The 25,415-nt window shown below is 35.9% G+C and carries 33 protein-coding genes; 26 read left to right on the top strand and 7 right to left on the bottom strand.

The features are described from left to right. The first annotated feature begins 18 nt into the window (after positions 1 to 18). From FN817_RS21505 to FN817_RS21565, 14 genes are all read left to right on the top strand, one after another. On the top strand, positions 19 to 1,155 hold the full coding sequence (locus FN817_RS21505) for a 3-hydroxyacyl-CoA dehydrogenase NAD-binding domain-containing protein (RefSeq protein ID WP_142719710.1): 1,137 nt from the start codon (positions 19 to 21) through the stop codon (positions 1,153 to 1,155). 89 nt (positions 1,156 to 1,244) lie between these two features. Then, a complete protein-coding gene (locus FN817_RS21510; RefSeq protein WP_142719711.1) occupies positions 1,245 to 1,553 on the top strand; it encodes a hypothetical protein in 309 nt (102 codons plus the stop codon). Between the two features lie 5 nt (positions 1,554 to 1,558). After that, positions 1,559 to 1,972, top strand: coding sequence for a PaaI family thioesterase (locus tag FN817_RS21515; RefSeq protein ID WP_142719712.1), 414 nt, complete (start codon positions 1,559 to 1,561; stop codon positions 1,970 to 1,972). A 30-nt stretch (positions 1,973 to 2,002) separates the two neighbouring features. After that, complete coding sequence (locus tag FN817_RS21520; protein ID WP_142719713.1) at positions 2,003 to 2,698, top strand: DUF6624 domain-containing protein; 696 nt, start codon at positions 2,003 to 2,005, stop codon at positions 2,696 to 2,698. 60 nt (positions 2,699 to 2,758) lie between these two features. Then, entirely contained in the window at positions 2,759 to 3,964 is a 1,206-nt protein-coding gene (gene pcaF / locus FN817_RS21525) for a 3-oxoadipyl-CoA thiolase (RefSeq protein ID WP_142719714.1), read from the top strand. 97 nt (positions 3,965 to 4,061) lie between these two features. Next, positions 4,062 to 4,655 (top strand): acyltransferase, encoded by a 594-nt coding sequence (locus FN817_RS21530; protein WP_077413742.1) that lies wholly within the window; start codon positions 4,062 to 4,064, stop codon positions 4,653 to 4,655. A gap of 50 nt (positions 4,656 to 4,705) precedes the next feature. Beyond that, positions 4,706 to 5,284 (top strand): transposase, encoded by a 579-nt coding sequence (locus FN817_RS21535; protein WP_142719715.1) that lies wholly within the window; start codon positions 4,706 to 4,708, stop codon positions 5,282 to 5,284. A 58-nt stretch (positions 5,285 to 5,342) separates the two neighbouring features. Continuing rightward, a complete protein-coding gene (locus tag FN817_RS21540) occupies positions 5,343 to 6,170 on the top strand; it encodes an alpha/beta hydrolase (protein WP_142719716.1) in 828 nt (275 codons plus the stop codon). 14 nt (positions 6,171 to 6,184) lie between these two features. Further along, complete coding sequence (locus tag FN817_RS21545; protein WP_142719717.1) at positions 6,185 to 6,457, top strand: hypothetical protein; 273 nt, start codon at positions 6,185 to 6,187, stop codon at positions 6,455 to 6,457. An 8-nt stretch (positions 6,458 to 6,465) separates the two neighbouring features. Then, positions 6,466 to 8,961 (top strand): phenylacetic acid degradation bifunctional protein PaaZ, encoded by a 2,496-nt coding sequence (gene paaZ / locus FN817_RS21550; protein ID WP_142719718.1) that lies wholly within the window; start codon positions 6,466 to 6,468, stop codon positions 8,959 to 8,961. A gap of 129 nt (positions 8,962 to 9,090) precedes the next feature. Continuing rightward, positions 9,091 to 9,708, top strand: a complete 618-nt coding sequence (locus FN817_RS21555) for a transposase (protein ID WP_142719719.1) — start codon at positions 9,091 to 9,093, stop codon at positions 9,706 to 9,708. Between the two features lie 128 nt (positions 9,709 to 9,836). Further along, entirely contained in the window at positions 9,837 to 9,998 is a 162-nt protein-coding gene (locus tag FN817_RS23280) for a bacteriocin-like protein (RefSeq protein WP_167497914.1), read from the top strand. Positions 9,999 to 10,150: 152 nt separating this feature from the next. Beyond that, entirely contained in the window at positions 10,151 to 10,927 is a 777-nt protein-coding gene (locus FN817_RS21560) for a DUF4241 domain-containing protein (protein WP_142719720.1), read from the top strand. A 2-nt stretch (positions 10,928 to 10,929) separates the two neighbouring features. After that, on the top strand, positions 10,930 to 11,625 hold the full coding sequence (locus tag FN817_RS21565) for an SMUG2 DNA glycosylase family protein (RefSeq protein WP_142719721.1): 696 nt from the start codon (positions 10,930 to 10,932) through the stop codon (positions 11,623 to 11,625). Between the two features lie 75 nt (positions 11,626 to 11,700). Here FN817_RS21565 and FN817_RS21570 read toward each other — a convergent pair whose 3' ends face one another. Next, positions 11,701 to 12,522, bottom strand: a complete 822-nt coding sequence (locus tag FN817_RS21570) for a T9SS type A sorting domain-containing protein (RefSeq protein ID WP_142719722.1) — start codon at positions 12,520 to 12,522, stop codon at positions 11,701 to 11,703. Between the two features lie 35 nt (positions 12,523 to 12,557). Further along, positions 12,558 to 13,109, bottom strand: coding sequence for a phage tail protein (locus FN817_RS21575; RefSeq protein ID WP_142719723.1), 552 nt, complete (start codon positions 13,107 to 13,109; stop codon positions 12,558 to 12,560). 255 nt (positions 13,110 to 13,364) lie between these two features. Between FN817_RS21575 and FN817_RS21580 the strand changes: the two genes are divergently transcribed. Then, positions 13,365 to 14,129 (top strand): enoyl-CoA hydratase/isomerase family protein, encoded by a 765-nt coding sequence (locus FN817_RS21580; RefSeq protein ID WP_142719724.1) that lies wholly within the window; start codon positions 13,365 to 13,367, stop codon positions 14,127 to 14,129. Between the two features lie 258 nt (positions 14,130 to 14,387). On the opposite strand, the gene FN817_RS21590 is transcribed toward FN817_RS21580, so the two are convergent. Further along, positions 14,388 to 14,903: a hypothetical protein gene (locus tag FN817_RS21590; RefSeq protein WP_142719725.1), complete on the bottom strand. Its 516-nt coding sequence runs from the start codon at positions 14,901 to 14,903 to the stop codon at positions 14,388 to 14,390. A 134-nt stretch (positions 14,904 to 15,037) separates the two neighbouring features. Here FN817_RS21590 and FN817_RS21595 point away from each other — a divergent pair, with 134 nt between their 5' ends. The 10 genes from FN817_RS21595 to FN817_RS21640 all read left to right on the top strand — a co-directional run bounded on the left by FN817_RS21595 (position 15,038) and on the right by FN817_RS21640 (position 21,276). Beyond that, positions 15,038 to 15,655 carry a hypothetical protein gene (locus FN817_RS21595; RefSeq protein ID WP_142719726.1) on the top strand — a complete coding sequence of 206 codons (618 nt, stop codon included), beginning with the start codon at positions 15,038 to 15,040 and terminating at the stop codon, positions 15,653 to 15,655. Continuing rightward, positions 15,655 to 16,275 carry a hypothetical protein gene (locus FN817_RS21600; protein ID WP_142719727.1) on the top strand — a complete coding sequence of 207 codons (621 nt, stop codon included), beginning with the start codon at positions 15,655 to 15,657 and terminating at the stop codon, positions 16,273 to 16,275. The genes FN817_RS21595 and FN817_RS21600 overlap by 1 nt, the downstream gene beginning before the upstream one ends. 179 nt (positions 16,276 to 16,454) lie before the next feature. Continuing rightward, positions 16,455 to 16,745: a winged helix-turn-helix domain-containing protein gene (locus FN817_RS21605; RefSeq protein WP_047420173.1), complete on the top strand. Its 291-nt coding sequence runs from the start codon at positions 16,455 to 16,457 to the stop codon at positions 16,743 to 16,745. Between the two features lie 65 nt (positions 16,746 to 16,810). Beyond that, on the top strand, positions 16,811 to 17,101 hold the full coding sequence (locus tag FN817_RS21610) for a hypothetical protein (protein WP_142719728.1): 291 nt from the start codon (positions 16,811 to 16,813) through the stop codon (positions 17,099 to 17,101). A 30-nt stretch (positions 17,102 to 17,131) separates the two neighbouring features. Beyond that, positions 17,132 to 17,428, top strand: coding sequence for a hypothetical protein (locus FN817_RS21615; RefSeq protein ID WP_142719729.1), 297 nt, complete (start codon positions 17,132 to 17,134; stop codon positions 17,426 to 17,428). 12 nt (positions 17,429 to 17,440) lie between these two features. Then, positions 17,441 to 17,926, top strand: a complete 486-nt coding sequence (locus FN817_RS21620) for a Coq4 family protein (RefSeq protein ID WP_047420167.1) — start codon at positions 17,441 to 17,443, stop codon at positions 17,924 to 17,926. A gap of 99 nt (positions 17,927 to 18,025) precedes the next feature. Beyond that, positions 18,026 to 19,396 (top strand): DUF4153 domain-containing protein, encoded by a 1,371-nt coding sequence (locus FN817_RS21625; protein ID WP_142719730.1) that lies wholly within the window; start codon positions 18,026 to 18,028, stop codon positions 19,394 to 19,396. Positions 19,397 to 19,402: 6 nt separating this feature from the next. Beyond that, positions 19,403 to 20,080, top strand: a complete 678-nt coding sequence (locus FN817_RS21630) for a DUF1361 domain-containing protein (RefSeq protein WP_142719731.1) — start codon at positions 19,403 to 19,405, stop codon at positions 20,078 to 20,080. Positions 20,081 to 20,163: 83 nt separating this feature from the next. Next, positions 20,164 to 20,703, top strand: a complete 540-nt coding sequence (locus tag FN817_RS21635; protein WP_142719732.1) for a hypothetical protein — start codon at positions 20,164 to 20,166, stop codon at positions 20,701 to 20,703. A 60-nt stretch (positions 20,704 to 20,763) separates the two neighbouring features. Beyond that, entirely contained in the window at positions 20,764 to 21,276 is a 513-nt protein-coding gene (locus FN817_RS21640) for a hypothetical protein (protein WP_137905297.1), read from the top strand. An 82-nt stretch (positions 21,277 to 21,358) separates the two neighbouring features. Here the strand turns inward: FN817_RS21640 and FN817_RS21645 are convergent, their stop codons facing one another. The 4 genes from FN817_RS21645 to FN817_RS21660 form a co-directional block, all read right to left on the bottom strand. After that, positions 21,359 to 23,017, bottom strand: a complete 1,659-nt coding sequence (locus FN817_RS21645) for a S8 family peptidase (RefSeq protein ID WP_142719733.1) — start codon at positions 23,015 to 23,017, stop codon at positions 21,359 to 21,361. A 253-nt stretch (positions 23,018 to 23,270) separates the two neighbouring features. Next, positions 23,271 to 23,867, bottom strand: a complete 597-nt coding sequence (locus FN817_RS21650; RefSeq protein WP_142719734.1) for a hypothetical protein — start codon at positions 23,865 to 23,867, stop codon at positions 23,271 to 23,273. A 9-nt stretch (positions 23,868 to 23,876) separates the two neighbouring features. Next, positions 23,877 to 24,326 (bottom strand): D-aminoacyl-tRNA deacylase, encoded by a 450-nt coding sequence (dtd, locus tag FN817_RS21655; protein WP_142719735.1) that lies wholly within the window; start codon positions 24,324 to 24,326, stop codon positions 23,877 to 23,879. 8 nt (positions 24,327 to 24,334) lie between these two features. Then, a complete protein-coding gene (locus tag FN817_RS21660; protein WP_142719736.1) occupies positions 24,335 to 24,790 on the bottom strand; it encodes a hypothetical protein in 456 nt (151 codons plus the stop codon). Positions 24,791 to 24,899: 109 nt separating this feature from the next. On the opposite strand from FN817_RS21660, the gene greA reads away from it, so the two are divergent. Next, entirely contained in the window at positions 24,900 to 25,370 is a 471-nt protein-coding gene (gene greA / locus FN817_RS21665; protein ID WP_047420150.1) for a transcription elongation factor GreA, read from the top strand. Positions 25,371 to 25,415 lie beyond the last annotated feature (45 nt).

A 25,415-nucleotide genomic window follows, 5' to 3' on the forward strand; every position in this document is an offset into this window, starting at 1 on the left:
TTGATACACTGTTACATTATGAAATATGTAGGAATTATCGGTGCCGGAACGATGGGAATCGGCATTGCACAAGTAGCCGCAACGAACGGATGCAAAGTTTGGGTATATGACGCCAACGCAAAACAAGTAGAAACGGCAACGGTAGGTCTGGAAAAAACATTGACCAAATTGGTTGATAAACAAAAAATTTCGGCAGAGAAAATGACTGAAATTTTAGCTAATATTTCCATTGCTACAGAATTGAAGGATTTCAAAGATTGTGAGCTGATTATAGAAGCCATTATCGAAAACAAAGAGATTAAAACCAAAGTGTTTACAGAGCTTGAAAATTATGTTTCAGAAAGCTGTATCCTTAGTTCCAATACCTCATCTATTTCTATCACCTCTCTTGGTGCAGAACTAAAGAAACCGGAGCGTTTCATCGGAATTCACTTTTTCAATCCGGCTCCGTTGATGCCTTTAGTGGAAGTTATTCCATCCTTATTGACAGAAAAAACTTTAGCAGAAAAAATCTATAACCTCATGAAAGAATGGGGGAAGACTCCGGTTATTGCCAAAGATATTCCAGGGTTCATTGTCAACAGAATTGCCAGACCTTACTATGGGGAAGGACTTAGAATTGTTGAAGAGAATATTGCAACACCGGAACAGGTGGATGATGCCATGAAAACTTTAGGAAATTTCAAAATGGGACCTTTTGAATTGATGGATCTTATCGGAGTTGATGTAAACTTCGCTGTAACAACAACCGTTTATAAAGACTATTTCTACGATCCGAAATATAAGCCATCATTACTTCAGCAAAGAATGTCTGAAGCCAAACTTCACGGCAGAAAAACAGGAAAAGGTTTCTACGATTATAACGAAGGAGCAGATAAGCCTGTCGCTCAGAAAGATGATTCTTTATACCAGCAGATATTTTTAAGAATCATTTCTATGCTGATCAATGAAGCGGTTGAAGCCAAAAGATTAGGCGTTGCGAATGACGAAGATATTGAGCTGGCAATGCAGAAAGGCGTGAACTATCCAAAAGGATTATTAGGCTGGGGCAAAGAAATCGGATATGCAAAAATCTCCGAAACCTTACAAAACCTTTACGAAGAATATCAGGAAGAAAGATACAGACAAAGTCCTTTGCTTCGTAAAATGAATTAGATAATTTGAAAATGTATCAATTTGAAAATTGATGATAACATGTTTTCATTTTCAAATTCTCAAATTTATTTAATTCTCAAATTAATATTATGAATATAGAAGAGTTCAGAGCGGAGCTGGAGACCAGGCTTTTCATTGAGAAAAAGTATTTAACTCAGGAGGCTTCCTCTGTCGATGCTGAGGAAAGGCTTGAGCTGTTAGGAAAGTTTAATGAGAAATATAAAGAGCTGATCAGAAGATTAGCTATTGAAAATGGAATTGATTTAAATGAATCCTATCCCTCTGAAAATTCATCAGACTCTGAAAATCTTTCATATGAGCAAATCATTCTGGGTAAAACAATGAATGTTTATGACAGATTATCCGATGAGCTGTATGAAGAAATAACAAACATATAATAGAAATGAATCCAAGACAAGTAGCAGATTATATGTTCAATCAGGATTATTTTTCCCAGTGGATGAATATTAAGATGATTGAAGTAAAAGAAAATTACTGTTTAATAGAAATGCCGATTAAGAAAGATATGATTAATGGGCTTAAAACAGTTCATGGCGGGGTTACCTTTGCTTTTGCAGACTCTGCGCTGGCATTTTCATCCAATAATACCGGGGATGCTGCAGTAGCGCTGAACTGTATCATCAATTTTACCAAAGCAGGAAAAGAAGGAGATGTCTTCAGAGCAGAAAGTGTGTTGGTGAATGACACGAGAAAAACAGCCGTTTATGATATTCAGATAACCAATCAAAGTCAGGAGCTGATTGCAAAATTTGTAGGAACGGTTTACAAAATCGGGAAGAAAGTAACAGACTTATAAAAACTAAAACCAGACACCAAATTAAACAAAATGAGAAAAATAATTGCATTGCTTTTCGGGATTTCAGCTCTTTTGATGAATGCCCAACAGAAAGTAAATGAAGCTTTGAAAAAAGAACTCGATGAGATTATGAAGGTGGATCAGGGATACAGAAAACTGTTTGATACCGAAATAACGCCGGAAAAAAGAGAGCAGCTCCTGACAACCCTTAATATTGACAAAGAAGAGTTCAAAAAGAAAGGCTGGCAGATGGTGGCAGAACATGATAGTCTGAACGTGCAGAAAATAGAAAATATTATTGCTCAATATGGCTATCCCGGAAAAACATTGGTAAGAGAACCTACAAACCAGGCCGCATGGTACGTAATCCAGCATTCAACCAAGATTGGAAAATATCTTCCTCTCATAAAAGAAGCTGGAAAAAAGAAAGAAATTCCTTTTACATGGGTTGCCATGATGGAAGATAGGTATCTGATGCAGGAAGATAAAGAACAGATCTACGGTACACAGGGAAAAGGAGAAATGACAAAAGATAAGAACGGAAAACAAGTCTTTGTCAATTTTGTCTGGCCTGTTAAAGATCTTAAAAATGTTAATAAAAGAAGAAAAGAAGCAGGTTTTGATTCCACTATTGAAGAAAACGCCAAAAGAATGTACGGGCCGGATTTCAAATACGAACCCTATACTTTAAAACAGGCTTTAGAACTAAGAAATAAAAACAAATAAATAGAAAAAAGGAGTTTGATAATTTCAAATTATGCATTATCCTATTTTCAAAGTAAAATTATGAACAACGTATACATCATAGACTATGTCAGAACTCCCATCTCAAAACTGCAGGGAGGATTATCAGAGGTAAGAGCAGATGATTTAGCTGCTATTGTGATCAAGGAAGTAGTTGCGAGAAATCCTGAAGTTCCTGTAGAGGAAATTGAAGACGTTATTTTCGGATGTGCCAACCAGGCAGGAGAAGATAATAGAAACGTAGCAAGAATGGGACTTTTACTGGCTGGTCTTCCTTATAAAATCGGAGGTGAGACGGTAAACAGACTATGTGCTTCCGGAATGTCTGCTGTAGCCAATGCATTCCGTTCCATTGCTGCAGGTGAAGGCGAAATTTATATTGCAGGTGGAGTCGAGCATATGACCCGTTCTCCTTATGTGATGTCAAAACCAAGTGCTGCTTTCGGAAGAGACAGCCAGATGTTTGATACCACTTTCGGATGGCGTTTCATCAATCCTAAAATGAAAGAATTATACGGGGTTGCCGGAATGGGAGAAACTGCTGAAAACTTAGCAGATATCCACCAGATCAACAGGGAAGATCAGGATAAATTTGCTCTTTGGTCTCAGCAGAAAGCAACGAAAGCTCAGGAAAGCGGAAGGCTGGCAGAAGAAATTGTAAAAGTTGAGATTCCTCAAAGAAAAGGGGATCCTGTTGTTTTCGAAAAAGATGAATTTATCAAGCCGACGTCTTCTATGGAAGGTTTGGCGAAACTGCGTCCGGCTTTCAGAAAAGAAGGAACGGTAACTGCAGGAAATGCTTCAGGAATGAATGACGGAGCCGCTGCTTTGATTTTAGCAAGTGAAGAGGCCGTAAAAAAATATGGATTAAAACCAAAAGCAAAAATTCTGGGATCATCCGTAGCAGGGGTAGAGCCAAGAATCATGGGAATTGGTCCTGTAGAAGCCACTCAAAAATTATTGAAGAGATTAAATCTTTCTCTTGAAGATATGGACATCATCGAACTCAACGAAGCATTCGCAGCACAGGCACTTGCTGTGACAAGAAGTTTAGGATTAAAAGATGATGACGCAAGAATAAATCCAAATGGTGGAGCAATAGCAATTGGTCACCCACTGGGAGTTTCCGGAGCCAGAATTGTAGGTTCTGCAGCTATGGAACTTCAGAAGCAGGATAAGAAATATGCATTGTGTACCCTTTGTATCGGTGTCGGACAGGGATATGCAATGGTAATCGAAAAAGTATAATTAATTTGAAAGTGAGTTGATTTGAGAATTTGAAAATGTTTTAAAGACATTATCAATATTCAAATTATCCCATTCTCAGATTTTCAAATTAAAAAATATGAACATCTACTCATATCACGGGATTCGTCCCATTATAAAACCATCTGCTTACATTCACCCGCAGGCAGTCATTATCGGGAATGTAGAAATAGGGGAAGAAGTATATATCGGTCCCAATGCGGTAATCCGTGGAGACTGGGGGAAAATTATCATTAAAGACGGAGCCAATGTACAGGAAAACTGTACCCTTCATGTTTTCCCGAATATAGAAACCATACTGGAAGAATCTGCACACATCGGACATGGTGCAATCATTCATTCAGGACACATTGGAAAAAACTGTCTGATTGGAATGAATTCCGTTGTAATGGACAAAGCCTATATCGGTGACGAAAGTATCGTTGGAGCATTGGCTTTTGTACCGGCTAATTTCAGATGTGAACCAAGGAAACTGATCGTTGGAAGTCCTGCAAAGATTATCCGTGATGTTTCCGATGAAATGATCCATTGGAAAACAGAAGGAACAAAACTCTATCAGGAGCTGGCAAGAGAAGGAAAAGAAGCTATTCTGCCTTGTGAGCCTTTTACAGAATATGTTCAGCAGATTCCAACAAAAATTGTTGATTACAGTATTTGGGATGATATAAAATAATAGTGTATAAGAAAATCTATTAGTTTCAAAATTTTAATACCAGATTTAAAATGATTAATACAGAAAATTTTGAATTTGAAGGTACATATCACATCTTCTCTCATGTAAATGGGACTGAAGTTATTTTTCGTGAGCCGTCAAATTATCAATTTTTTCTGAAAAAGGTAGAAAAATATATTCTTCCGATCGCTTATATTTATGCTTATTGTCTATTACCTAATCATTTTCATTTATTGTTAAGATTTAAGAATTTTGATGATGTGAATAGTGAAAATGAGCATCAGTTTTTAATGAAGCATTTTGGGAATTTATTGAATGCTTATGCTAAAGCTTACAACAAAAAATATAATAGAAAAGGAGCTCTTTTTCTGAATGCAATAAAACGAAAGAAAATATCTGATGAAAAATATTTATTGAAAGTTTTACATTACATCCATAATAATCCGATTAATCACGGATTGGTAAATAAAATTGATCAATGGAAGCATTCCTCGTATAATTCGTATTTAAATTCTGAAAAAGAAAGTAAATTGAATAGAAAAGAAATCATGCGGTATTTTGATTCGGTAGAAATTTTTAGAAATTATCATAAGTCTACTATTGAATATGATTTTTTAAATTTTGAATAATTGCTAATAATCAAACCTAACGGGTTTTAAAAACCCGTTAGGTTTAACAAAAATAAATATGATTAAAAAAATTGCATTTGTATGCAGTATGGTGTTGGCGATGAATAGTGTGGTATCAGCACAGACTGTTACAACAAAACCGCTTACAATAGGAGAAGTGAGGACGATCAAGTCCAAAACGTTAAATGAAGACAGAACGTTGAATATTTATCTTCCACAAGGCTATGATAAAACAAAATCATACCCGGTGATCTATCTGTTGGATGGAAGTATGAATGAAGATTTTATTCACGTGACAGGATTAGTACAATTCTTTAATCAGATGTATTCCATGCCGGAAACCATCGTGGTAGGAGTTGCTAATGTAGACAGAAAAAGGGATTTTACTTTTCATACAGATTTGAAGGACTTGCAGAAAGATTATCCTACAACAGGACATTCGGATAAGTTTATAGCATTCCTTGAGAAAGAATTAAAACCTTATGTGGAGAGTCAGTTCAAAACAACAGACAAATATTTGTTCGGCCAATCTTTGGGAGGACTTTTGGCAACAGAAATCCTTTTGAAAAAACCGGAAATGTTCAATAACTATTTTATTATCAGTCCAAGTTTATGGTGGGATGATGAAAGTCTTTTAAAACAGGCTCCTCAATTACTTGCAAAATCTTCGGATACTAAAAAGTTTGTCTATGTTTCTGTAGGAAAAGGAGAACATCCTGTAATGGTAAAAGATGCCGAAGCTTTCTACGATGTTTTGACAAAAGCAGGAAAGAAAAACTGGACATTAGAATATAAAATGATGGAAACAGACAATCACGCAACCATTCTTCACAGAAGTTTATATGAAGGATTAGTGAAAATGTTTCCCTATCAGGAACCGAAGTAAATAAGTTTCAGCTGATGAACGTTCTGAAAAAATACTGGATTGTAATATTGATTATTGTCATCATTGTGAATGCGTTAGGATTTTACTTTGCAAAAGAATCAATAGGGATTTCAGATGCTTTGGAACATGTTGAATCAGATGAGGTAATTGCCAGACTAAAGCAGAAAGACAATTTCTATATTTTTTTTGTTGAAATTGTCATCATTTTAGATTGCTGGCTGGCACTTTTTATCCCTTATCTGGTTATTAGCAATTTTATTAAAAAGAAAAATCTAAGCAAAAAGTAAAAAACTATATGGAAAAGTTAAAAAACTATATCTACGGAGAATGGGTAGAAGGCACCGGAAACGGAGTTCCTTTGTACAATGCCGTTACAGGAGAGCAGGTAGCTGTTTCCGATACAGAAGGGCTTAATTTTGAGCAGGCTCTTGACTATGGAAGAACAGTAGGATATAAAAACCTTTCTTCAATGACTTTCTACGACCGTGGAGAAATGTTGAAAAAAGTAGCACTTTACCTGCTGGAAAGAAAGAAAAAATATTACGACTTATCATATAAAACAGGAGCTACCCGTGTAGATTCATGGGTGGATATTGAAGGAGGTTTCGGAACTTTCTTTACCTATTCCGGATTGGCAAAAAGAATGCTTCCCAATACTTCATTTTGGGTAGATGGAGATACTCAGAAGATTTCTGCTAACGGAACTTTCTTGGGAACTCATATTTTAACACCTAGTGAAGGGGTTTCTGTACAGATCAATGCCTATAACTTTCCGGTGTGGGGAATGCTGGAAAAGCTTTCTACTTCATTGTTAGCAGGTGTTCCTTCTATTGTGAAGCCATCTCCTTTCGGATCTTATCTTACCAATGCAGTATTTCAGGATATGATTGAAAGTGGAGTATTACCTGAAGGAGCTGTTCAGTTAGTTTGCGGAGAACCAGGAAATATTCTGGATTATGTACAGGATGGAGATTCTGTATTATTTACAGGTTCTGCCCATACAGGAAGAAAATTAAAATCCCTTCCTTCTATTGCAGGAAATGCAGTCCGTTTCAATATGGAAGCAGATTCCCTGAACTGTTCTATCCTCGGACTGGAAGCAAAACCGGGAACTCCGGAATTTGACTTATTCATCAAAGAAGTTCGTAACGAAATGACCACAAAAGCAGGACAGAAATGTACAGCGATCAGAAGAATTATCGTTCCTGAGCACTTAATCGGTGATGTTCAGAATGCTTTGTCTAAAGCTTTGGATCAGACTAAAATAGGAAACCCATTAAGCAGAGAAACCAAAATGGGATCTTTGGTGGGGAGACAGCAGTACGAAGAAGTTCTGAGAAAAGTAAATATCTTAAAATCAGAAACAGAACTTGTCTATGACGGAAAGCACGAGCTGGTAGATGCCGATTATGAAAATGGTGCATTTATGAGCCCGAAACTATTCCTGAATGACAAGCCTTTTGAAAAAAATATCTCTCACGATGTAGAAGCTTTCGGGCCGGTATCTACATTGATGCCATATAAAGATGCTGAAGAAGCAGCTGCACTGGCAAAAAGAGGAAAAGGAAGTTTGGTAGGTTCAATCATTTCTCATGACGAGAATTTTATCGCAGAAACTTCATGGAAAATGGCTTCCCAGCACGGAAGAATCTTTGTATTGAACAGAGATAACGCTAAAGAAAGTACGGGCCACGGTTCTCCACTTCCTACATTAATGCACGGAGGTCCTGGTAGAGCTGGAGGTGGTGAGGAAATGGGCGGACTAAGCGGTCTTCATTTCTTCTTACAGAAAACAGCCATTCAGGGATCACCGGATGTACTGAAAGCAATTACAAAGATCTACCAGCAGGGAGCGGAGAAAAAATTCTCAGACAAACATCCTTTCCAAAAGTATTTTGAAGAAGTTGAAGTAGGAGATTCTTTGGAAACCGCAGGAAGAACTGTTACCGATGCAGATATTGTTAACTTTTCCAATGTTTCATGGGATCATTTCTATGCTCATACTGATGCAACAAGTTTATCAGGAACCATCTTTGATAAGACGGTAGCTCACGGCTATTTCATCCTTTCAGCAGCGGCAGGATTATTTGTTTCAGGTAAAAAAGGACCTGTTATTGCCAATTACGGATTAGAAGAATGTAGTTTCTTTAAACCTGTATATGCCGGAGATACGATCACTGTTTATTTAACAGCAAAAGAAAAAATCAACAGAGGAGTAAAAGGAAGAAATATTCCTTCAGGTGTTGTAAAATGGCTGGTTGAAGTGGTGAACCAAAGAGATGAGGTAGTTTGCGTGGCAACAATCTTAACATTGGTTGCAAAACAATCCCCTTTCATTGATCTGGATGTAAAAAATATTCAGAAAATGTTAAATGGATTAACAGAAAGTACGCCTGCGCTTTGGGGGAAAATGTCACCACAACAGATGATTGAGCATTTGGAGAAGGCTCTTCTGGTAAGCTTTGGTGAACCTGAAGCAGAAAAATGTTTCACTCCAGAGGAAAATCTTGAAAAATGGCAGGATTCTCTTTACAATCACAGAGCAATGCCAAAAGAATTTACGGCTCCATTCCTTCCTCAGGATGGCTCACTTCCGGAACCAACACACAGAAATCTGGAAGCGGCAAAACAATCATTCATGGATAACCTGAAGAAATTTGTGGTCTATTATAAAGAAAATCCACAGGCGGAACACATGAATTATGTATTCGGAAAACTGAATAAAGAAATGTGGGAACTAATGCACAAAAAACATTTTACCCACCACTTCCAGCAGTTTGGATTGATTTAATCCAGGAAAATATAAATTTAAAATCCCTTTCAGTAATTGGAAGGGATTTTTTGATGGACAAGGAAAAAGGGTAACAATTGTTGTTTCAGGAATATTTTATATTTTCAAAGTTTAAAAAATACAAATGAAATGGCAGATATTAGAACTACTCCAATTGAAGCAGACTGTTTTTACCATATTTATAATCGTGGGATTAATGGAGAACCTATTTTCAAATCTGAGCGGAACTATGAGTTCTTTCTCGATAAAATCTCCGAATTTCTTATTCCTGTTTGTGATGTGTATGCCTATTGCCTTATGTCTAATCATTTTCATCTTTTAGTTAAGATTAAATCTGATCCTGAATTGAGTAGCCTTGTCAAGGTTCAAAACCTTGACAAGGCTACTCAAACGGGTCTTAATTCTCCTCAGAATATTTTTTCAAAACAATTTGCTCGAATTTTCAATTCTTATTCCCAGGCTTTTAATAAAGAGAACAAAAGATATGGTGCTCTTATTGAGTCTCCATTTAAAAGAAAATTGATTACGTCAGATAAATATTTAATTAACATAATAATTTATATTCACCAAAATCCGCAAAATCATTCTATTGCTCAGTTTTCAAAATATAATTTCTCCTCTTATCAATCTATTTTGAGCAAGTCAAAAACGTTATTAAAAAGAGATGAAGTTCTTGAATTATTTGATAACAGGGAAAATTTTGTATTATCACATCAAAAGACAATTGATTTTGATGGTGAATTTTAATAACCTTTGTTGATTATCCTTGTCAAAGTCTTAAACCCTGACAAGGGTAATGATGAAAAAATGATTAACTTTAATAGGCGAAATCCGAAAAGCATATAGAGTAGGAAAGAATATCAAAACTGATTACTATGAAAAACTTAAAAAAACTTTCAAGACACGAGTTGAGATCTCTTAAAGGAGCCGGGCCAAACTGGTCTTGTGTCCTTAATCCTTGTCCTCCCGGAAGCTGTTGTCTCCCTGGAAGATGGCCTGATATTGCAAGAGCATGTTATATATGTGCCGATTCTTAGATTTTTTTAACTTAAAACAATACATAAAGCTGCATTTCCCTGTGATTTGTAGCTTTGTTTTTATAATCTTTTGTTAAAAATATAGTCTTATTTGATGTCTTTGGATTTATTCATTATTTTCAATCTTAAAATTAATTCAAAAATAAAATACTATGAGCCAAAGCTGGATGCAAAAATGGGAAGAAGTGAAAAATATTTTGATTTGCCCTACAGATCTGGAAGAGTATTTTACTTCTGATGAAATTCTGGGACAGAAAATGGATACAATGGAAATAGGAAATGTTTCTCTTCCTTCAGGAAAAGTGGTGGTAAGAGATCCGTTGGTTTCTTTAAATGCCAATCAATCACCTTATTTTATTCAGGCTCCGAAAGGAAATTTTCCTGTGACCATTGCTGTGGTAAAATCTGAAGATTGGGGAGACAGATATGCTGTTGTAAAAGTTGAATTTACCAAAGAAAAACCTGTTGTTTACAGAGAAGCATTAGTTGGGATTGAAGAATTGGAGGACGTAGCTGAAGATGATTATTTTGGTTTCGCCGTGGATGCTGGTTTAGGATGTATTACTGATAAAGAAGTACTTCCTTTTGTAGATCAATTTGTAGATGGAATGGCTGTTGACAATGTTTATGATGATTATTTCGCTGAAATTTTCTCACAAAGCTATAAAGACCGTCCCAATAATCAGAGGGAAGCGGGTGATTGGATCAATTGGACGGTTCCTGGTACCAGCTACCAGATTCCAATGTTTGCAAGTGGTTTTGGTGATGGTACTTATCCTGTTTACTTCGCGTATGATGCTAACGAAGAAATCTGTGGTTTATACATTCAATTCATCGATATTGAATTGGCTTTAAGTGACGAAGATGAGGACGAAGACGAGGGTGGTGATGACGATCAACCTGAAAATTTTGTTTTTCTTAAAAATTAAGTATGAATACAACTTTTGCAGATCATGTCATTGAGTTCAATAAAAACCTTAACTATACAGGAAAACTTCCTGAAGGTTTTGAAGTTCTGAACCCTTACCTGGATAATCCCGAAACATTGACGGTCATGCAGAAGTTTTATCATAAATATTATAATGATTCAGCCCAGAGAAAATTCATCATTGGAATCAACCCTAGCCGTCATGGAGCAGGGGTTACAGGCGTTCCGTTTACCGATACAAAAAGACTTGAAAGCATTTGTGGTATAAAAATGGAATCTGCCCGTACTCATGAAGTTTCTTCCGTTTTTATGTATGATATGATTGAAGAATATGGCGGTTCAGATCTTTTCTACAAAGACATTTACATCAATTCTCCATTTCCGCTGGCTATTGTGAGAAAAACAAAAAACGGATGGCTTAATGCCAATTACTATGATGATAAAAAGTTGTTTGAAGCAGTAAAAGACTTTATGATCGAATCTCTGCAGAAACATATCAGCCTCAATCTCGATACATCAGAGGTTTTTGTTTTAGGTAAAAAAAATGCTGACTTTATTTTAAAACTAAATAAAGAAGCAAAGCTGTTTGATACCATGACTGTCCTGGAACATCCCAGATACATTCAGCAATACAAATCAAAAGAAAAACAGCTGTATATAGACAAATATATTCTGGCATTGAAAAAACAAAACCCTTAATAAAACATTAAGGGTTTTGTCATTCATGAATTAGAATCTTTATGGGATATAGAACTTTTATAAAATTTCCTGAAATTAGTTTTTAATTACTTTCGTTGATTCTGTTGCTGTTTTGATAATATAAACTCCTTTCGGAAGGTCTGAAATATTGATTTCATTATTTCCTCTCTGGGTTTGTATTGTTTTCAGCGTCTTACCATCCAGGCTGTAGATTTTAGCTTCACTGGCTTTTTCCGTTGTGATAGAAATAGGTCCGTTGGTTGGGTTAGGATAAACAGTCAGGTCTTTTTTAATGCTTTTAGTTTCAGAAGTACCCAATACCAGATTGCTGTCTTTTACCCAGGTGAAAGCATCCAGGCCAACATATCTGAATGCTCCGCCAACTGTTAGTTGTAGTTCATCAATCACAATGTTGGAATAATTTTGACCATTTAAGTTGGTGAGATCAATCAGGGTATATCCGTTTGTACTTCCTAAGCTTGTTGCGAAGCCTGTAGTTTTTGTTTGGGTAAATTTTGTTACTCCGCTTAATTTTCCTGTTACAGTAAGTGTTCCTGCTACATTGAGATCTAGATTTAGTGCTGAAAGATACATCCAGAATCTGTTTACCTTAAATAAATTTGAAGTGGTTTTAATACTGAATGATGGCGGAAATTGAGTGTCATTGGAATTGTCAATGTATCTGTTATCATTCGCTGTTCCGCTCCATCCTGTTCCCGGAAAATTCCCCTGGATGTCAAAAACACTTACATGTGAAATGATATTGAAAATGACTCCATTGTCGGTGAAGCTTGTACTTCCGTGTGATTCCGTTTCAAATTGTTCTGTACTGGTCTGCCCGAATGAGAAAATTGAAATGAGCAGACTACAAATTGTTAAAAAAGTAGTGCTTTTCATGATTTTTTTGTTTTAAATATTAGGTATTATGAATATTAATCTCTTGGAGGATAAATGCCTTCAACACAGATGATATAATTTAAACCCAGATAAGGAGGCATATTATTCACTGGTACATTTTGTCCTACAAAAGAAATGCTTTGTCCGTTAATTACGGTGTCAGGATTAGAATCATTTATAAAGCTGGACACCACGTTGAAATCTCTTCCTACCTGTGTTCCCGAGATGGCAATAGATGATGTTGCAGTAGGGGTTGATGAGTTGGCGTTTTTATTAGCAACTTTCAATTGAAATCCACCTCCGATGCTTGGAAGATTTGAAGTTAAAAGAGTATTCTGTGTAGTACCGGATACCACTCCCAAAGGATAAAACTGGTTGGCATTTACATTTCCTGCTCCCAAAGCCATACGTCCTTTTAAATTAGGCAGCGCAAAAGTAGTGATACCATCTCCTCCGTAAGTTGTTCCTAAAATAGAGAATAAGGCCGAATTTCTTGAAATGCTTATTAAACTTCCGTCGCAAAACATCCAGCCTTTAGGCGCGAAATTTTCTGCAAATAACTTTACAATTCCAATGTACTCTTCCATGGTAATGATTTTTTAGTTTTAAATTCTCTTACTCTTTTAAGGGCTTTTCAGATTCCGCCTTTGGTTATTATTTCTAAGCCAAAGGAACAACTATTAAGAAATGAGTACTAGAGTAGAAAATACCAAATTAAAGATTCCGTATTTCTACGTATAGGGAATCTTGTAAAAGGTACATCTATAATGGAAATTATTATCTTTAAGTTTCTCTGAAAGAGCCGTATTTCGTATTTTTGTAAGAATCCAATAAAAATAAAAATGAGCGAATTTGTAGCATCAGAAATTAAAAATAATATTGCCGAGATCAGTTTCGGAACACCCAAAAGTAACTCTCTTCCGGGAGCAATTTTAGAAAAACTGGCAGCAACCATTCTCGAAGAGGGTGCAAAAGATGAGGTTAAGGCTATTTTAGTAAAAAGTGCAGGGGAAAAAGCTTTCTGCGCAGGCGCAAGTTTTGATGAGCTCTTAGCGATTGAAGAACTGGAAGCTTCCACGCAATTCTTTGGTGGTTTTGCAAAAGTATTGAATGCTATGAGAAACTGTGGAAAGATCGTAGTGGTAAGAGTTCAGGGAAAAACAACCGGTGGGGGGGTTGGAATTGCCTGTGGAGCAGATTATTGTTTTGCAACAAAAGATTCAGCTTTAGCACTTACTGAGATCAATCTTGGAATAGGACCTTTTGTAATAGGACCTTATGTAGAAAGAAAAATAGGGAAATCACAATTCTCAGCGATGGCAATTGATGCAGATTTCAGGTCTGCTGAATGGGCTGAACAGCACAATATTTACCATTCTGTATCAGCTTCTATTGAGGAGATGGATGAGAAGTTGGAGTCCTTTTTACAGACTTTGGCGTCAAGAAGCAATGATGCATTAGCATTAATTAAAAAAGTTTCTTGGGAAGGTACAGACCATTTCAATGAACTGATGCCTGCAAGAATTCATATGAGTGCAAGTCTGATTCTGGAAGATTCTGCGAAGAAAAATATTGAGTCTATTAAAGAAAAGTTGAGAGCGAAATAATTTTTTCTTTATTAAAAAAATAATAGGATTTTAATCTAAATATGAACCGGAAAAACATTTGTTTCTCCGGTTTTTTATGTCTTAATGTTCAATACAGATTTACGCTGGAAATTCCTGATTCCAAGAACGGAGATCAATGCCAATCCATTGATTGTTCAGAATCCGTTATAAAAAAACAAATTTTAATATATCTTTGAGAACCTCGCTTTTAGCGGGGTTTTCTTTTTCCTAAACAGGAAATCACTTGTTGCAAGATAATCAAAGCTCCTTGATAGAAAGAGCTGTTTTGCTGTATTTTAAATACGTGACAACAACTTTTGCTCCGGTTTTATATCGGGAATAATCATCCTGATTCACCAAGAGCCTTATTTTTTTATTTTTAGCTGGGCCGGCAAATGTCAGGTATCCGCCATACTCTGTTGTATCTGAATCAATCACAATGCTTAATAATTTGTTCTTGCCAGTGGTTTTATCTTTTGTCCAGTTCCGACGGTCATATCCGGTTACAAGAAGATACATTGTATAAGCAATACCAAACAGCACCAATCCCGCTCCTGCAAACAGAATGTAATCATAATATTTGAATTTGCTGAATTCGTCTTTAATAAAGAAAGCAGCCAAAGCCATCACAAAAAATGTACAGCCGCCAAGAATAGCAGGCATTACCTGCGTGATTTTTCTTTGATCTGTTTCAAATTTTTGTATTTCCTCATCACTTAGCGGAATATTCTCCTCCAAATGTACCTCCGTATAATCTGGTTGAATTTCTGACATATCACTTTATTTATATTATTTTCTTAAAGTTAGGAATTGCCGGAATGGGATGTGAAAAAAATATCATCAAAATTTAAAACAAATAATTGGTGGATTAAAAATAAATTATAACTTTGTAATTCAAAGTTCTTTTTATGGAGACAAAAAACTATCACGAAGACTTATCCCATATCCGTTCCATGATGGAACGGTCTTCCAGATTTATTTCTTTAAGTGGATTATCCGGAGTTGTTGCCGGATTAACGGCAATTATTGGGGCTATTTATGTATATTTTGTTTTTCAGAGGGAGGGAATCAGCTATTTTGATGGAGACAGGAATATTCTCGGTCCGGCCCTGGTTAAAGAACTTGTTGTAATTGGAATCGTTATTTTAGTGGTTGCTATTCTTAGTGGCTATATTTTTACCGCTCATAAAAGTAAAAAGAAAGGATTGAAGATCTGGGATGCCACTACAAAACGGCTTTTGATTACCTTTGCAGTGCCTTTGATAGCAGGAGGCGTTTTTTGCCTGGCACTTCTTTATCATCATCTTTTTGTTTTCATCGCTCCGGCAACATTGATTTTTTACGGATTGGCATTAGTATCGGCAGAACGATATACCTTAACGGATGTGAAGTATCTGGGATATTTTGAAATTGTCTTAGGACTTATTTCTTTATTCTTTTTAGGTTGGGGGTTAGTGTTCTGGGCTATTGGTTTCGGAATTTTGCACATCATATATGGTTTGATTATGCATAAAAAATATAAATAATGGGAATTGGCTTTGTCATATTGATACATCTTTTCTTCTTATTTGTTTTAAGCTTTATATGTGCTGTTGTAAGTTGTACAATTACTTATTTTATCAGTAAAAAAGAAAGAAGGAAAAGGAAATTACTATTGGCATTTATTGCTCCATTTGTTGGATTTTATACATTCTATATTGTTGGAATTATTGGTTTATCCATTATAACAAATAATAAGAAAGTTGACATCGGTATTGGTGATGCATGGTATGTTCCTTTGAAAAATGACTATCAATTATTATTTATTGACTTACCGGAACAAGCGAGCATTAATAAAGAAAATGGACCGACATTGGTTTCAGGAGTTACAAAAGTGGAAGAGTATGGCAATCAGATTTTTGGAAAAACTTTTGATAATGAATATTTTTTAGTGAATACAAAAACAGATGAGGTGAAAACTTTTCATACAGAGAAAGAATTGATAGGTTTGTATGCAGGAAGGAAACTCAATCTGGCAGACGCAACTGAGTTTTATTCAGAAAGGAAAAACGATATTATGGGTTATTGGCCTATGTTTATAGGATTCTTATCTCTTCTTGTCAGTTTTGGAGCAGTGTATATCTGGAAGATGATATTAATTTTTTAATATAAAAAATTCGCTTCATTCATTATAAATAAAGCGTTCCGGGAAAAAAGGAAATTTTTAATCCTTATTTTTGCACCGATTTTTTAAAGAAAGGAAATTGAATAACCGTGATTCTATTTTGGATAGATCTAAAGAAAATAATCAGCGTCAGCTGTTCAGAATAATTAAGCTAAAATAAAATGATTAAAATAAATCAGCTCAATAAAGAATTCGAAAGCCGTGTAAGACTGGGCATCATGTCCGTTCTTATGGTCAACGACTGGGTTGATTTTTCAGAAATGAAAGGCTTGCTTGGAATTACAGATGGAAATCTGGCCAGCCACAGCAATGCGTTGGAGAAAGCAGGATATATTGAGGTGAAAAAAGAATTTGTCGGGAAAAAGCCCAAGACATCTTACCGTGTTACGCAAAATGGTCGGCAGGCGTTTACAGAACATTTGGATGCTCTTGAAAAACTACTGGGACGATAGTCCTAAATTTTTTTGAAAATTAACTTTGAATTACAAAGTACTTTATAATTTAAAATTTAAATAAAATGATAACACAAAAACAAAAAACAGTGACAATTTATGCCCTTCCATTGGTTTTACTGTGTTTTCCATTGCTGGGAAATCTATTTTCTAAAGAAGTAAACTGGTCAGCTTCAGATTTTCTGATAGCAGGAGCTTTACTCTTTACAACAGCTTTTTCGATCAATCTGGTCAGGAACAAAATCAAAAAACAAAGTCAGAAAGTTTTGATCTGCATTTTCATTTTGCTGGCTCTTGCACTGATCTGGATCGAACTGGCGGTAGGGATTTTCGGAAGTCCGTTTGCCGGAAGCTAAATTACGATTACTTACTAAATCTAAATAACGATGAAAGATTCAGAAATAATAGATCTAGGCAGGGCTATATTCGGAGTGTTTTTTTCAGTGGGAACTCTTTGCCTTTTAGGAGCACTCGTTACAAAGGATGATTGGTTTGCTGGAGCAGGCTACTTGTTAATCATTTTTGGAGTTCCGGTCAACTTATTATGCATACTGGGGTTTTTGACATATGGTGTTATAAATACATCAAAATTCAAAGAATGTATGATAGCCATTGGTATCCTTTTGATCAATATACCCATTGCAATTTTTTATACAGCTATAGGACTTAATAGTCTACATTAAAATAAATACACTATGAAAAAAATACGCGTTCAGTTTCTGCTTTTTGTGTACGATAAAACTCAGAAATTATACAGAAAATACTTTAAAAAGAAAAAAAGACAATGGCAGTTCAATGAAAAACAGCTGCTGGAATTTCAGGAAGACTCTCTGGGAAGAAAGCTGGGTGAATTCTACAGGAAGCATGGGTTTTCAATGATCCCCAAAATGGAAAACCATGATGTACACCATCTGATCACCGGCTGTGGAACCAACTTTGAGGATGAAATCGCCATGCAGTACCTTCTTTTAGGAAACGGGAAGCTCAATGCGCATCTTTTGGCCGCAATTGTTTTAGGAACGGTTATTCTGCCTGAATATGCGAAAATTTATATCAAAGCCTATAAAAAAGGTCAGAATATGCGTGCTTTCCATCATTGGGATTTTGAAGGGCTGCTGAGTCAGAAGTATGAACATGTAATGGACTTTATTCAACAGAAAGAAACTATCGTTCTTCATTAAATTGAATTACCATGAAGAAAAATAAAATTCACGCAGTTCACATGGATTGACGAGGTTCTCAAAATTTAATTCTTTCAATCTTTTAGAATTTTAATTATCATGAAAACACATCACTATATATTTCTTACCGCCATCCTGTTTGTCATTGTCTTCTACGATCAGGATATTGGCTTGAACCTTGGAATTCTGGGAATCATTTATGCCGGATTAACCCTGTTTAAAACTTCTGAGAAAAATAAAACCAAAACCCTGTATATTCTTTTTGCAACAAGCATTTTATCCAGTATAGCATTTGCATGGTATGGAGATTTTCCTTCCTTTATTGCGATGGTAAGTTCTCTCCTTTTGTTGGGATATAAATCGAAAAACAGGAGATTGAAAATTCTATTTTTGATTCCGGTTTTTATTATAAACTGCTGCACTTCATTCTGCCGTTTTTTCAGTTTTGATGAATGGCTGCCCAAAAAGAATATTCCTGGATTATGGCAAAAAACGTTTGCTTTCATTTTAATTCCGTTGGTTCTGGTCTCCATTTTCTTTGGGATTTATTCTGCCGGAAGTGATCATTTTGCTGCCTTTTTCACAGATTATGAATTGGATATTAATCTATGGCAGGCGTTCTGCCTCTTTGTATTAGGTTTTTTTATTGCTTTTAATTACTGGAACTATGCTGTGGAAAAACTCATCTACAAAAACAATCATTTTTTGGATAATGATTTTCAACAAGATTCCCGGATACCGAAGGCTGCCTATTCTTTCCTTGATCTGAGTGCCGAAAGAATGAGTGGAGTCATATCCTTTATCTTGCTTAATATTTTACTGATCTTCTTTATTATTACTTACAATTATGAACAGTTTTATGAAGCCGTAAAAACACCTGTTCAGCTTTCCGAAGAAACCCATGAAAGAGTAAATGCCGTCATCATGTCTATTATAATGGCTATCCTGGTTATCATGTTTTACTTTAAATCCGGATTTAATTTTGATCCGAAAGCGGGATTACTGAAAATCTTAGCCAAAATCTGGATTTTCCTCAATGTTATGCTTGTCATATCAGCTGCTGTTAAAAATTATGAGTATATCGTGAATTATGCATTTACTTATAAAAGATTGGGCGTTTTTGCCTTCCTTATTTTATCAATAGTAGGTCTTGCTTTGACTTTTATTAAAATTCAAAAGAAAAAAAGAAACATATTTCTTGTCAATACAATGGTTTGGTATTTTTATGGGACCATTTTAGTGTGCAGTTACTTCAATTGGGGAGGTTTCATCACTTCACAGAATATGAAAAGAAAAGATTTTGCCGTCAACTATCATTTAACTTCTGTTAATTTCAGCGAAAAAGCCCTGTTGAAATATGCGGACGGAAAAAATGATCAGAAACTTAAAAAGACTTTGCAGACGAAAGTGAAAAGTGAAACCTCAAAAACATTCCTTTCAAAGATTATCTACTATCAAACCATTCAATAATCCATCATGAAAAAGCTCGTTGCGTCTTCAAGGTTTAAAATCAATATGCTCCTGATATTGATGACTGTATTCTGTTTCAGCCTCTCTGCTTTCAGATACTATATCAGTGATACAAAAGTGTTTCTGTTTCTCAACTGGAATCTTTTTCTGGCATGGATTCCTTTATTACTAAGTTCTTTTATTTTTGCCTTTAATATCAAAAGTAAAATATCACTCATCTTTATTATTATCGTCTGGATTTTGTTCTTCCCCAATTCACCCTATATTCTTACAGATCTCTTTCATCTGAGAGCGAGAAATTCAGTACCGATCTGGTATGACCTGATTGTCATTCTTTCCTATGCATGGACGGGACTGATCTGTGGTTTTATAAGTCTTAACGATATTGAAAAAAGCCTTTCCGAATATGGTAAAAGAAACGGTATCAACGCAGTCATTATATTCTTTCTTTTCATGAGCAGTTTTGGAGTCTATCTTGGAAGATTTTTAAGATGGAACAGCTGGGATGTGCTTAATAATCCTTTCGGCCTGTTCTCTGATATTGTGGTACGGTTTATCTATCCGCTGGAATATACCAAGACGTGGGGTGTCACTGTTTTGATGGGAATTATGCTCAACTTTATGTATTTTACATTTAAATGGGTTGAAACAAATAATGATAAAAAATTGAAGCTGGAAAAATAAATCGTTAAACGGATTGGAACAGTTTTAGCATTTAATAGAACTCACCAGAATGCTATGTTGGTACATTCTTAAACTTAATTATTATGAAAAAAAGCTTATTGTTGATTCCATTGATTATTATTTCATGTAAAAAAGAACCTGCCGTGACAAGCGTTCAGGATAAGGATTCTACAGTGGTTACAGAAATGCCGGATTCTGTGGTAAAAGCAGATTCTGTAGCATTGAAAGAAAGAGATTCAATCATTAACAATGCTCCTGCCACGAAAGAAGTTCTGCGAAAAGGCGTAATGAGAACTGAAAAAGAAGGGCAGATCATTAGAATAGCTGATGCTACCCAGCTTCCTTTCACGTTGGGAGAAGAATTTAAAAAAGATGATCAGGAACTTATTTTAAAGCTGACCCATTACGACCGCCCGAATATCAAAGCAAAAATTTCAACCAAAGAGAAAGATTTCAATATCCGTTTCAATCAGATCAAACTTCCTAATGGAGACTACGACGGGCCTTTCGGAAGAGAAATTACTTACGATACTCCCGGGAAAGGTGAAGTATGGCTGATTATCGGTAAAAGTAATATGGCTTCAGGAAATACCAAAGGAAGTTTTACTATAAGTGTGGAATAAGTTCAAATCAATTTGGTACAATTTCTGCAAACTAAACTCTAAGTTTAAAAATTTAAAATTATGAAAAATATAGTTCTAACAGCAATGGCCGCCTCAGCTGTACTTGTAAGTTGCGGAACCGTACAGTCGCTGGTTCAGAATACATTTCCATACACCACTAATGTTTTAGTCTCTACAGGGGTTCCTGCAGATAAAGAAGTTTCTTCCACTGCAACGGCTACCAATGTACAGACATGGTTCGGAGGAAATAATAATGCAAAGATTAAAGACGTAAGAATTTCAGATGCTAAAATTTCTGTTGCATCCCCATCAGGAGGAAATCTGAGTGCATTCAAAACCGTTAAAATATACGTTTCATCCAACGGAACTGGAGAAAGACTGATCGCATCACGCTCCAATATATCGACCAACTCTTCCAGCTTAAATCTGGACCTGAATGATACCGGATTCTTGGATGAAATTGTAAAAAGCTCAGGATTGACGGTAAGAACAGTCTATGAACTGAAGAATCAAACCTCTTCAGACATGAACATTAAAGTAGCCCTGAATTTCAGCAGCGTTCCAGCGCAATAACCGGATAAAAATTAATATTAAAAACCCTCTTCCAGTAGTCTGAAAGAGGGTTTGATGTGAAGTAAAATGTATAAAAATCTTTTTAAAGTTTTGTGAATTTTTCAACAACTCTTCTTTGGCCTTCATTGATATTGATGATATATTGACCCGTTGGGAGCTGTGAAATATCAATTTTTTCATCAGACAAAACAGAACTTTTGATTACTGTACGCCCCTGAAGATTGATGATTTCAAAATCCAGTTTTTTGTTTTCTGTACTTTGAATCGCAATACTACTGCTGGATGGATTAGGGTAAATTTTAACCTCCAGCGGAGATAATGTTTTTACAGGGGTTGCAAATTTACTTTCCAATTGCAGTATCGCATTTTTTACATTAGGAAGAGGCCCGATTTTCTGACCCGTTACAGTACCTCCCTGAGGAATTCCCGTAGAAATTAAAAGGTTTTTCATCGCAGACGGTGTCAGGTTCTGACCTGTAGTCTGGCGATAGAAAGACTGAATTAAAATAGCTGCAGACGATACTACAGGCGTTGCAGAACTTGTACCGCTGAAATAATTATAAGTTCTGTTGTTATCATTGTCATATTTGGCATAAGAACCATAGCCCGCAGCAAGAACACTGCTTCCCCAACCCTGAACGTCCACTCTGTTTCCATAAGTACTGAAACTTAATTTTGAATGGGTAGTATTAGGAGATCCCGCTCCTACAATAATAGCTCCGCTATTTCCTCTGGCAAGATAAGTTGCGTAAAACGGATCATCCAGATTCTGATTTCCGTTACCCGCAGCTGCGATGACAATAATTCCTGAATCAGTAGCTGCTTTCGTAAGATCCCAGATTACATTGTCATACTCTGCAGGACAATATTGGCCGTCTTTTCCTCCGGTCTGCATTTCATACAGAATAATATCGCCTGCCTGGGAAGCATTAATAGACCTGCTCACGGCAGAAGCTCTGTTGTATCCCACAGTAGTCCATTCCATATATCCTTTTATTTCAGAAGTACTGTAGGCAGCACCCGTAAGCCCGATGTTATCTTTTATTGAACCTAAAATACTCACCACTGCAGTTCCGTGGTCACGGTAGTTATTATTAGCTAATCCTGCATTCGGAGAATATCCCGGTTCAAGCTGTATAGAGTTTTGGTTGGTAAGCATCTCATGCGTTTTGTAAAAACCGTATTCTACATCCCTTACCCGAATATTCTGTCCCGTGATTCCTCTTGACCATGCATATTTTGCATTGATTCCCGGATTGTCATTCAGATAGGTCTGGATGCTTTCCAGATCAGGTGTTGCTACAAAAGCGTTAACTAAAGGAGGTTCAATAGGAGTTGCACTCATCACAGATACATATTCTATTTCAGGGAACCTTTCAAGGTTGTGAATGATTTTCTGAGTGGTTTCTTCATTTTGAAGAGGCAGATCAGCCTTATAAATTCTTTTCAGTTTCTCTACAGATTCTGAGGAATTTCCGATGGCTTTGCTGTTTCTGGCCATTTCATCAAGCTTGCCGTCTGTAAAATCCAGATCGTATTTGAATGAAATTTTATTTTCTCTTGAAAATCTCTCCAGATCAGCATTTCTGCTGAATGCTGTTTTTTCTGAATTAATGCCCTTTGAAAAGCATACATAGATGATGGAATTTTGATCCTGATTCAGTTTGGGCTGGCTTTCCTGACCAAAAGACAGGGAAGAACAGAACGCAAACAATGCGAAAAGGTTGATTTTTGTTTTCATGCGATTTTGTTAAATGGTTGTAAATCAGTTTTGATTTATACCAAAAATAATAATAAAATAAAAACAAATCACATTTTTGTGAATTTATTTTTTTATTTCTTATTTCTTCCTTATGTAGAAGACTTTCATCAATTCTTCATAATAAAGCTCACAGGTTTCAAAAAACGTTGAGGTTTGGAAAATATATCTTGCATGATTACAAAAAACCATTCAGGATCGCTGAATGGTTTTGTTGAGGCATAGGTTTTAATTTTTAAAGATCATCAAACCAGTTTAATTTGTTCTTATGGTAGATTACTTTCTGCTTATTCAGTATCCGGTATTCAATACCAATACTGTCCTGATTGGCATTAATGAGTTTTGCTTCCTGGATTGGAAGTCTTTTATCATCTAAATAAGTCTCCTTAGATGGCTGTACTGTTTTTTCTATAATGTCTGAATAAGGAATTATTGAGATTTGTTTTTCAAAAATGCCTTCTTTCTTGTAAATCGTAATAAGCGGTTTGTAAAGTGCTCCCGGACGACCTCTTTCTATTCTGTAAGTATCATCCAGTTGAATTCTTTGCTCACAGCCAATGGTGGAGAAATAATGAAGAATTCCAAAAAATGGAATCATCATGGGTAAAATGCTAAGAATGATCCCTGAGATCAAAAGACCAAAATATACTTTAATCACTTTTTTCTTCCAAAACCTGACAATGATAAAAATGGTCATCAACAGCCAGAGCCAGTTAATTATTTTATCAATGTAATATCCGGCGAAGCTATAATTATTAAGGCTTAAAATTATTCCAAACAGAAAAACTAAAGTCACTGCCAGATAAGTAATGACTATATTTTTATTACTCATCTTCTATACTTAGTTTTTGGTAACTGAGTCCATTACAATAGTGACTGGTCCATCATTGATCAGAGATACTTTCATATCCGCCCCGAAAATTCCGCTTTCTGTTTTTAATCCGGATTGGGCCATTTCTTCTTTAAAATAATCAAAAAGAGGGATCGCTTTATCAGGCTTTGCTGCTTTTATGAAAGATGGGCGATTGCCTTTTTTGTAATCAGCAATCAATGTAAACTGGCTGATGCAAAGGATTTCCCCTGAAATGTCCTTCACAGAAAGATTAAGCTTACCTTCTTCATCTCTAAAGATTCTTAGGTTTAAAACCTTCTGTACAAGCCATTCTGCATCTGTTTTTTCATCATTTTCATCCACACCTACCAGCAGCATTAATCCTTTCCCGATTTCACCAACAATTTTTCCGTCTACTTTTACACTGGCTTCAGAGACTCTTTGTATAACGATCTTCATTTTATATTCTAATAATAAACATTTAAAGTTTTACTTGGTACATCATAGCTATAAGGGTAGGTTTTAGGCGGCAGAGATGTTTTGGCTCCGGCTTCTGGCTGTCCCGTACTTAAGATCCATCTTGTGTTGTCCTGCGGGCAAATAATAGCAATATTGTCCTTTACTTCAAGGGTTGTATTGTTATCAGGGCATATATGAGGCGCATTTCTGTCGTATACTTTAAATCCGCTTGCCGTTCGCACAATAATCAGCCCTCTTGTTCCGGATTGCTGTTCATTCACGTAAATCCAGCCGTTAATATTGTTCAAAGCATAGTAAGCAGGCAGGTTTAGATTAAGAGATACATTAATAGGGTTATTCGGGAAACAGCTCACGGTATCTTCTCTGCTTCCACAAGAGTTTATAGTTAAGTTACTGAAAATCAATAAGCTGAAAATAGATATGATTGAAAAAGTTTTTTTCATTTCAATTTAAATTTTTATATATTTGTAAAAATTAAACGATTACAACACGAAAACATTGTCCGGCAAATGTCGGATTATTTTTTTATACTAAAACTAAATTTTGAAAATTATGGCAAGCTATGTAACTAAGGAGGGCCTAGAGAAAATGAAAGCTGAGCTGGAACAGTTGGAAACTGTAGAGAGACCAAAAATCACTCAGCAGATCGCGGAAGCAAGAGACAAAGGAGATTTGTCTGAAAATGCAGAGTACGATGCGGCTAAAGAGGCTCAGGGGATGCTTGAAATGAGAATTTCTAAGCTGAAAGACGTTATCTCTACTTCTAAAATTATAGACGAAAGCCAATTAGATACTTCAAAAGTTTCCATCTTGACAACAGTGAAACTTAAAAATAATGCTACCAAGCAAGAGCAGGTATTTACATTGGTACCGGATAACGAAAGTGACCTGAAGACAGGGAGAATTTCTGTAAACACGCCTATCGCAAAAGGTCTGTTGGGGAAAGCTGTTGGCGAAACTGCCGAAATTACTTTACCGAACGGAAACAAACTGTCTTTTGAAGTATTAGACATTTCTTTATAGTCTGATACAGTTTCTATTTCTAAACTTCTAAATATCTAACCCTAA

Origin of the sequence: Chryseobacterium rhizoplanae (assembly GCF_900182655.1) — a bacterium.
Taxonomy (GTDB): domain Bacteria; phylum Bacteroidota; class Bacteroidia; order Flavobacteriales; family Weeksellaceae; genus Chryseobacterium; species Chryseobacterium rhizoplanae.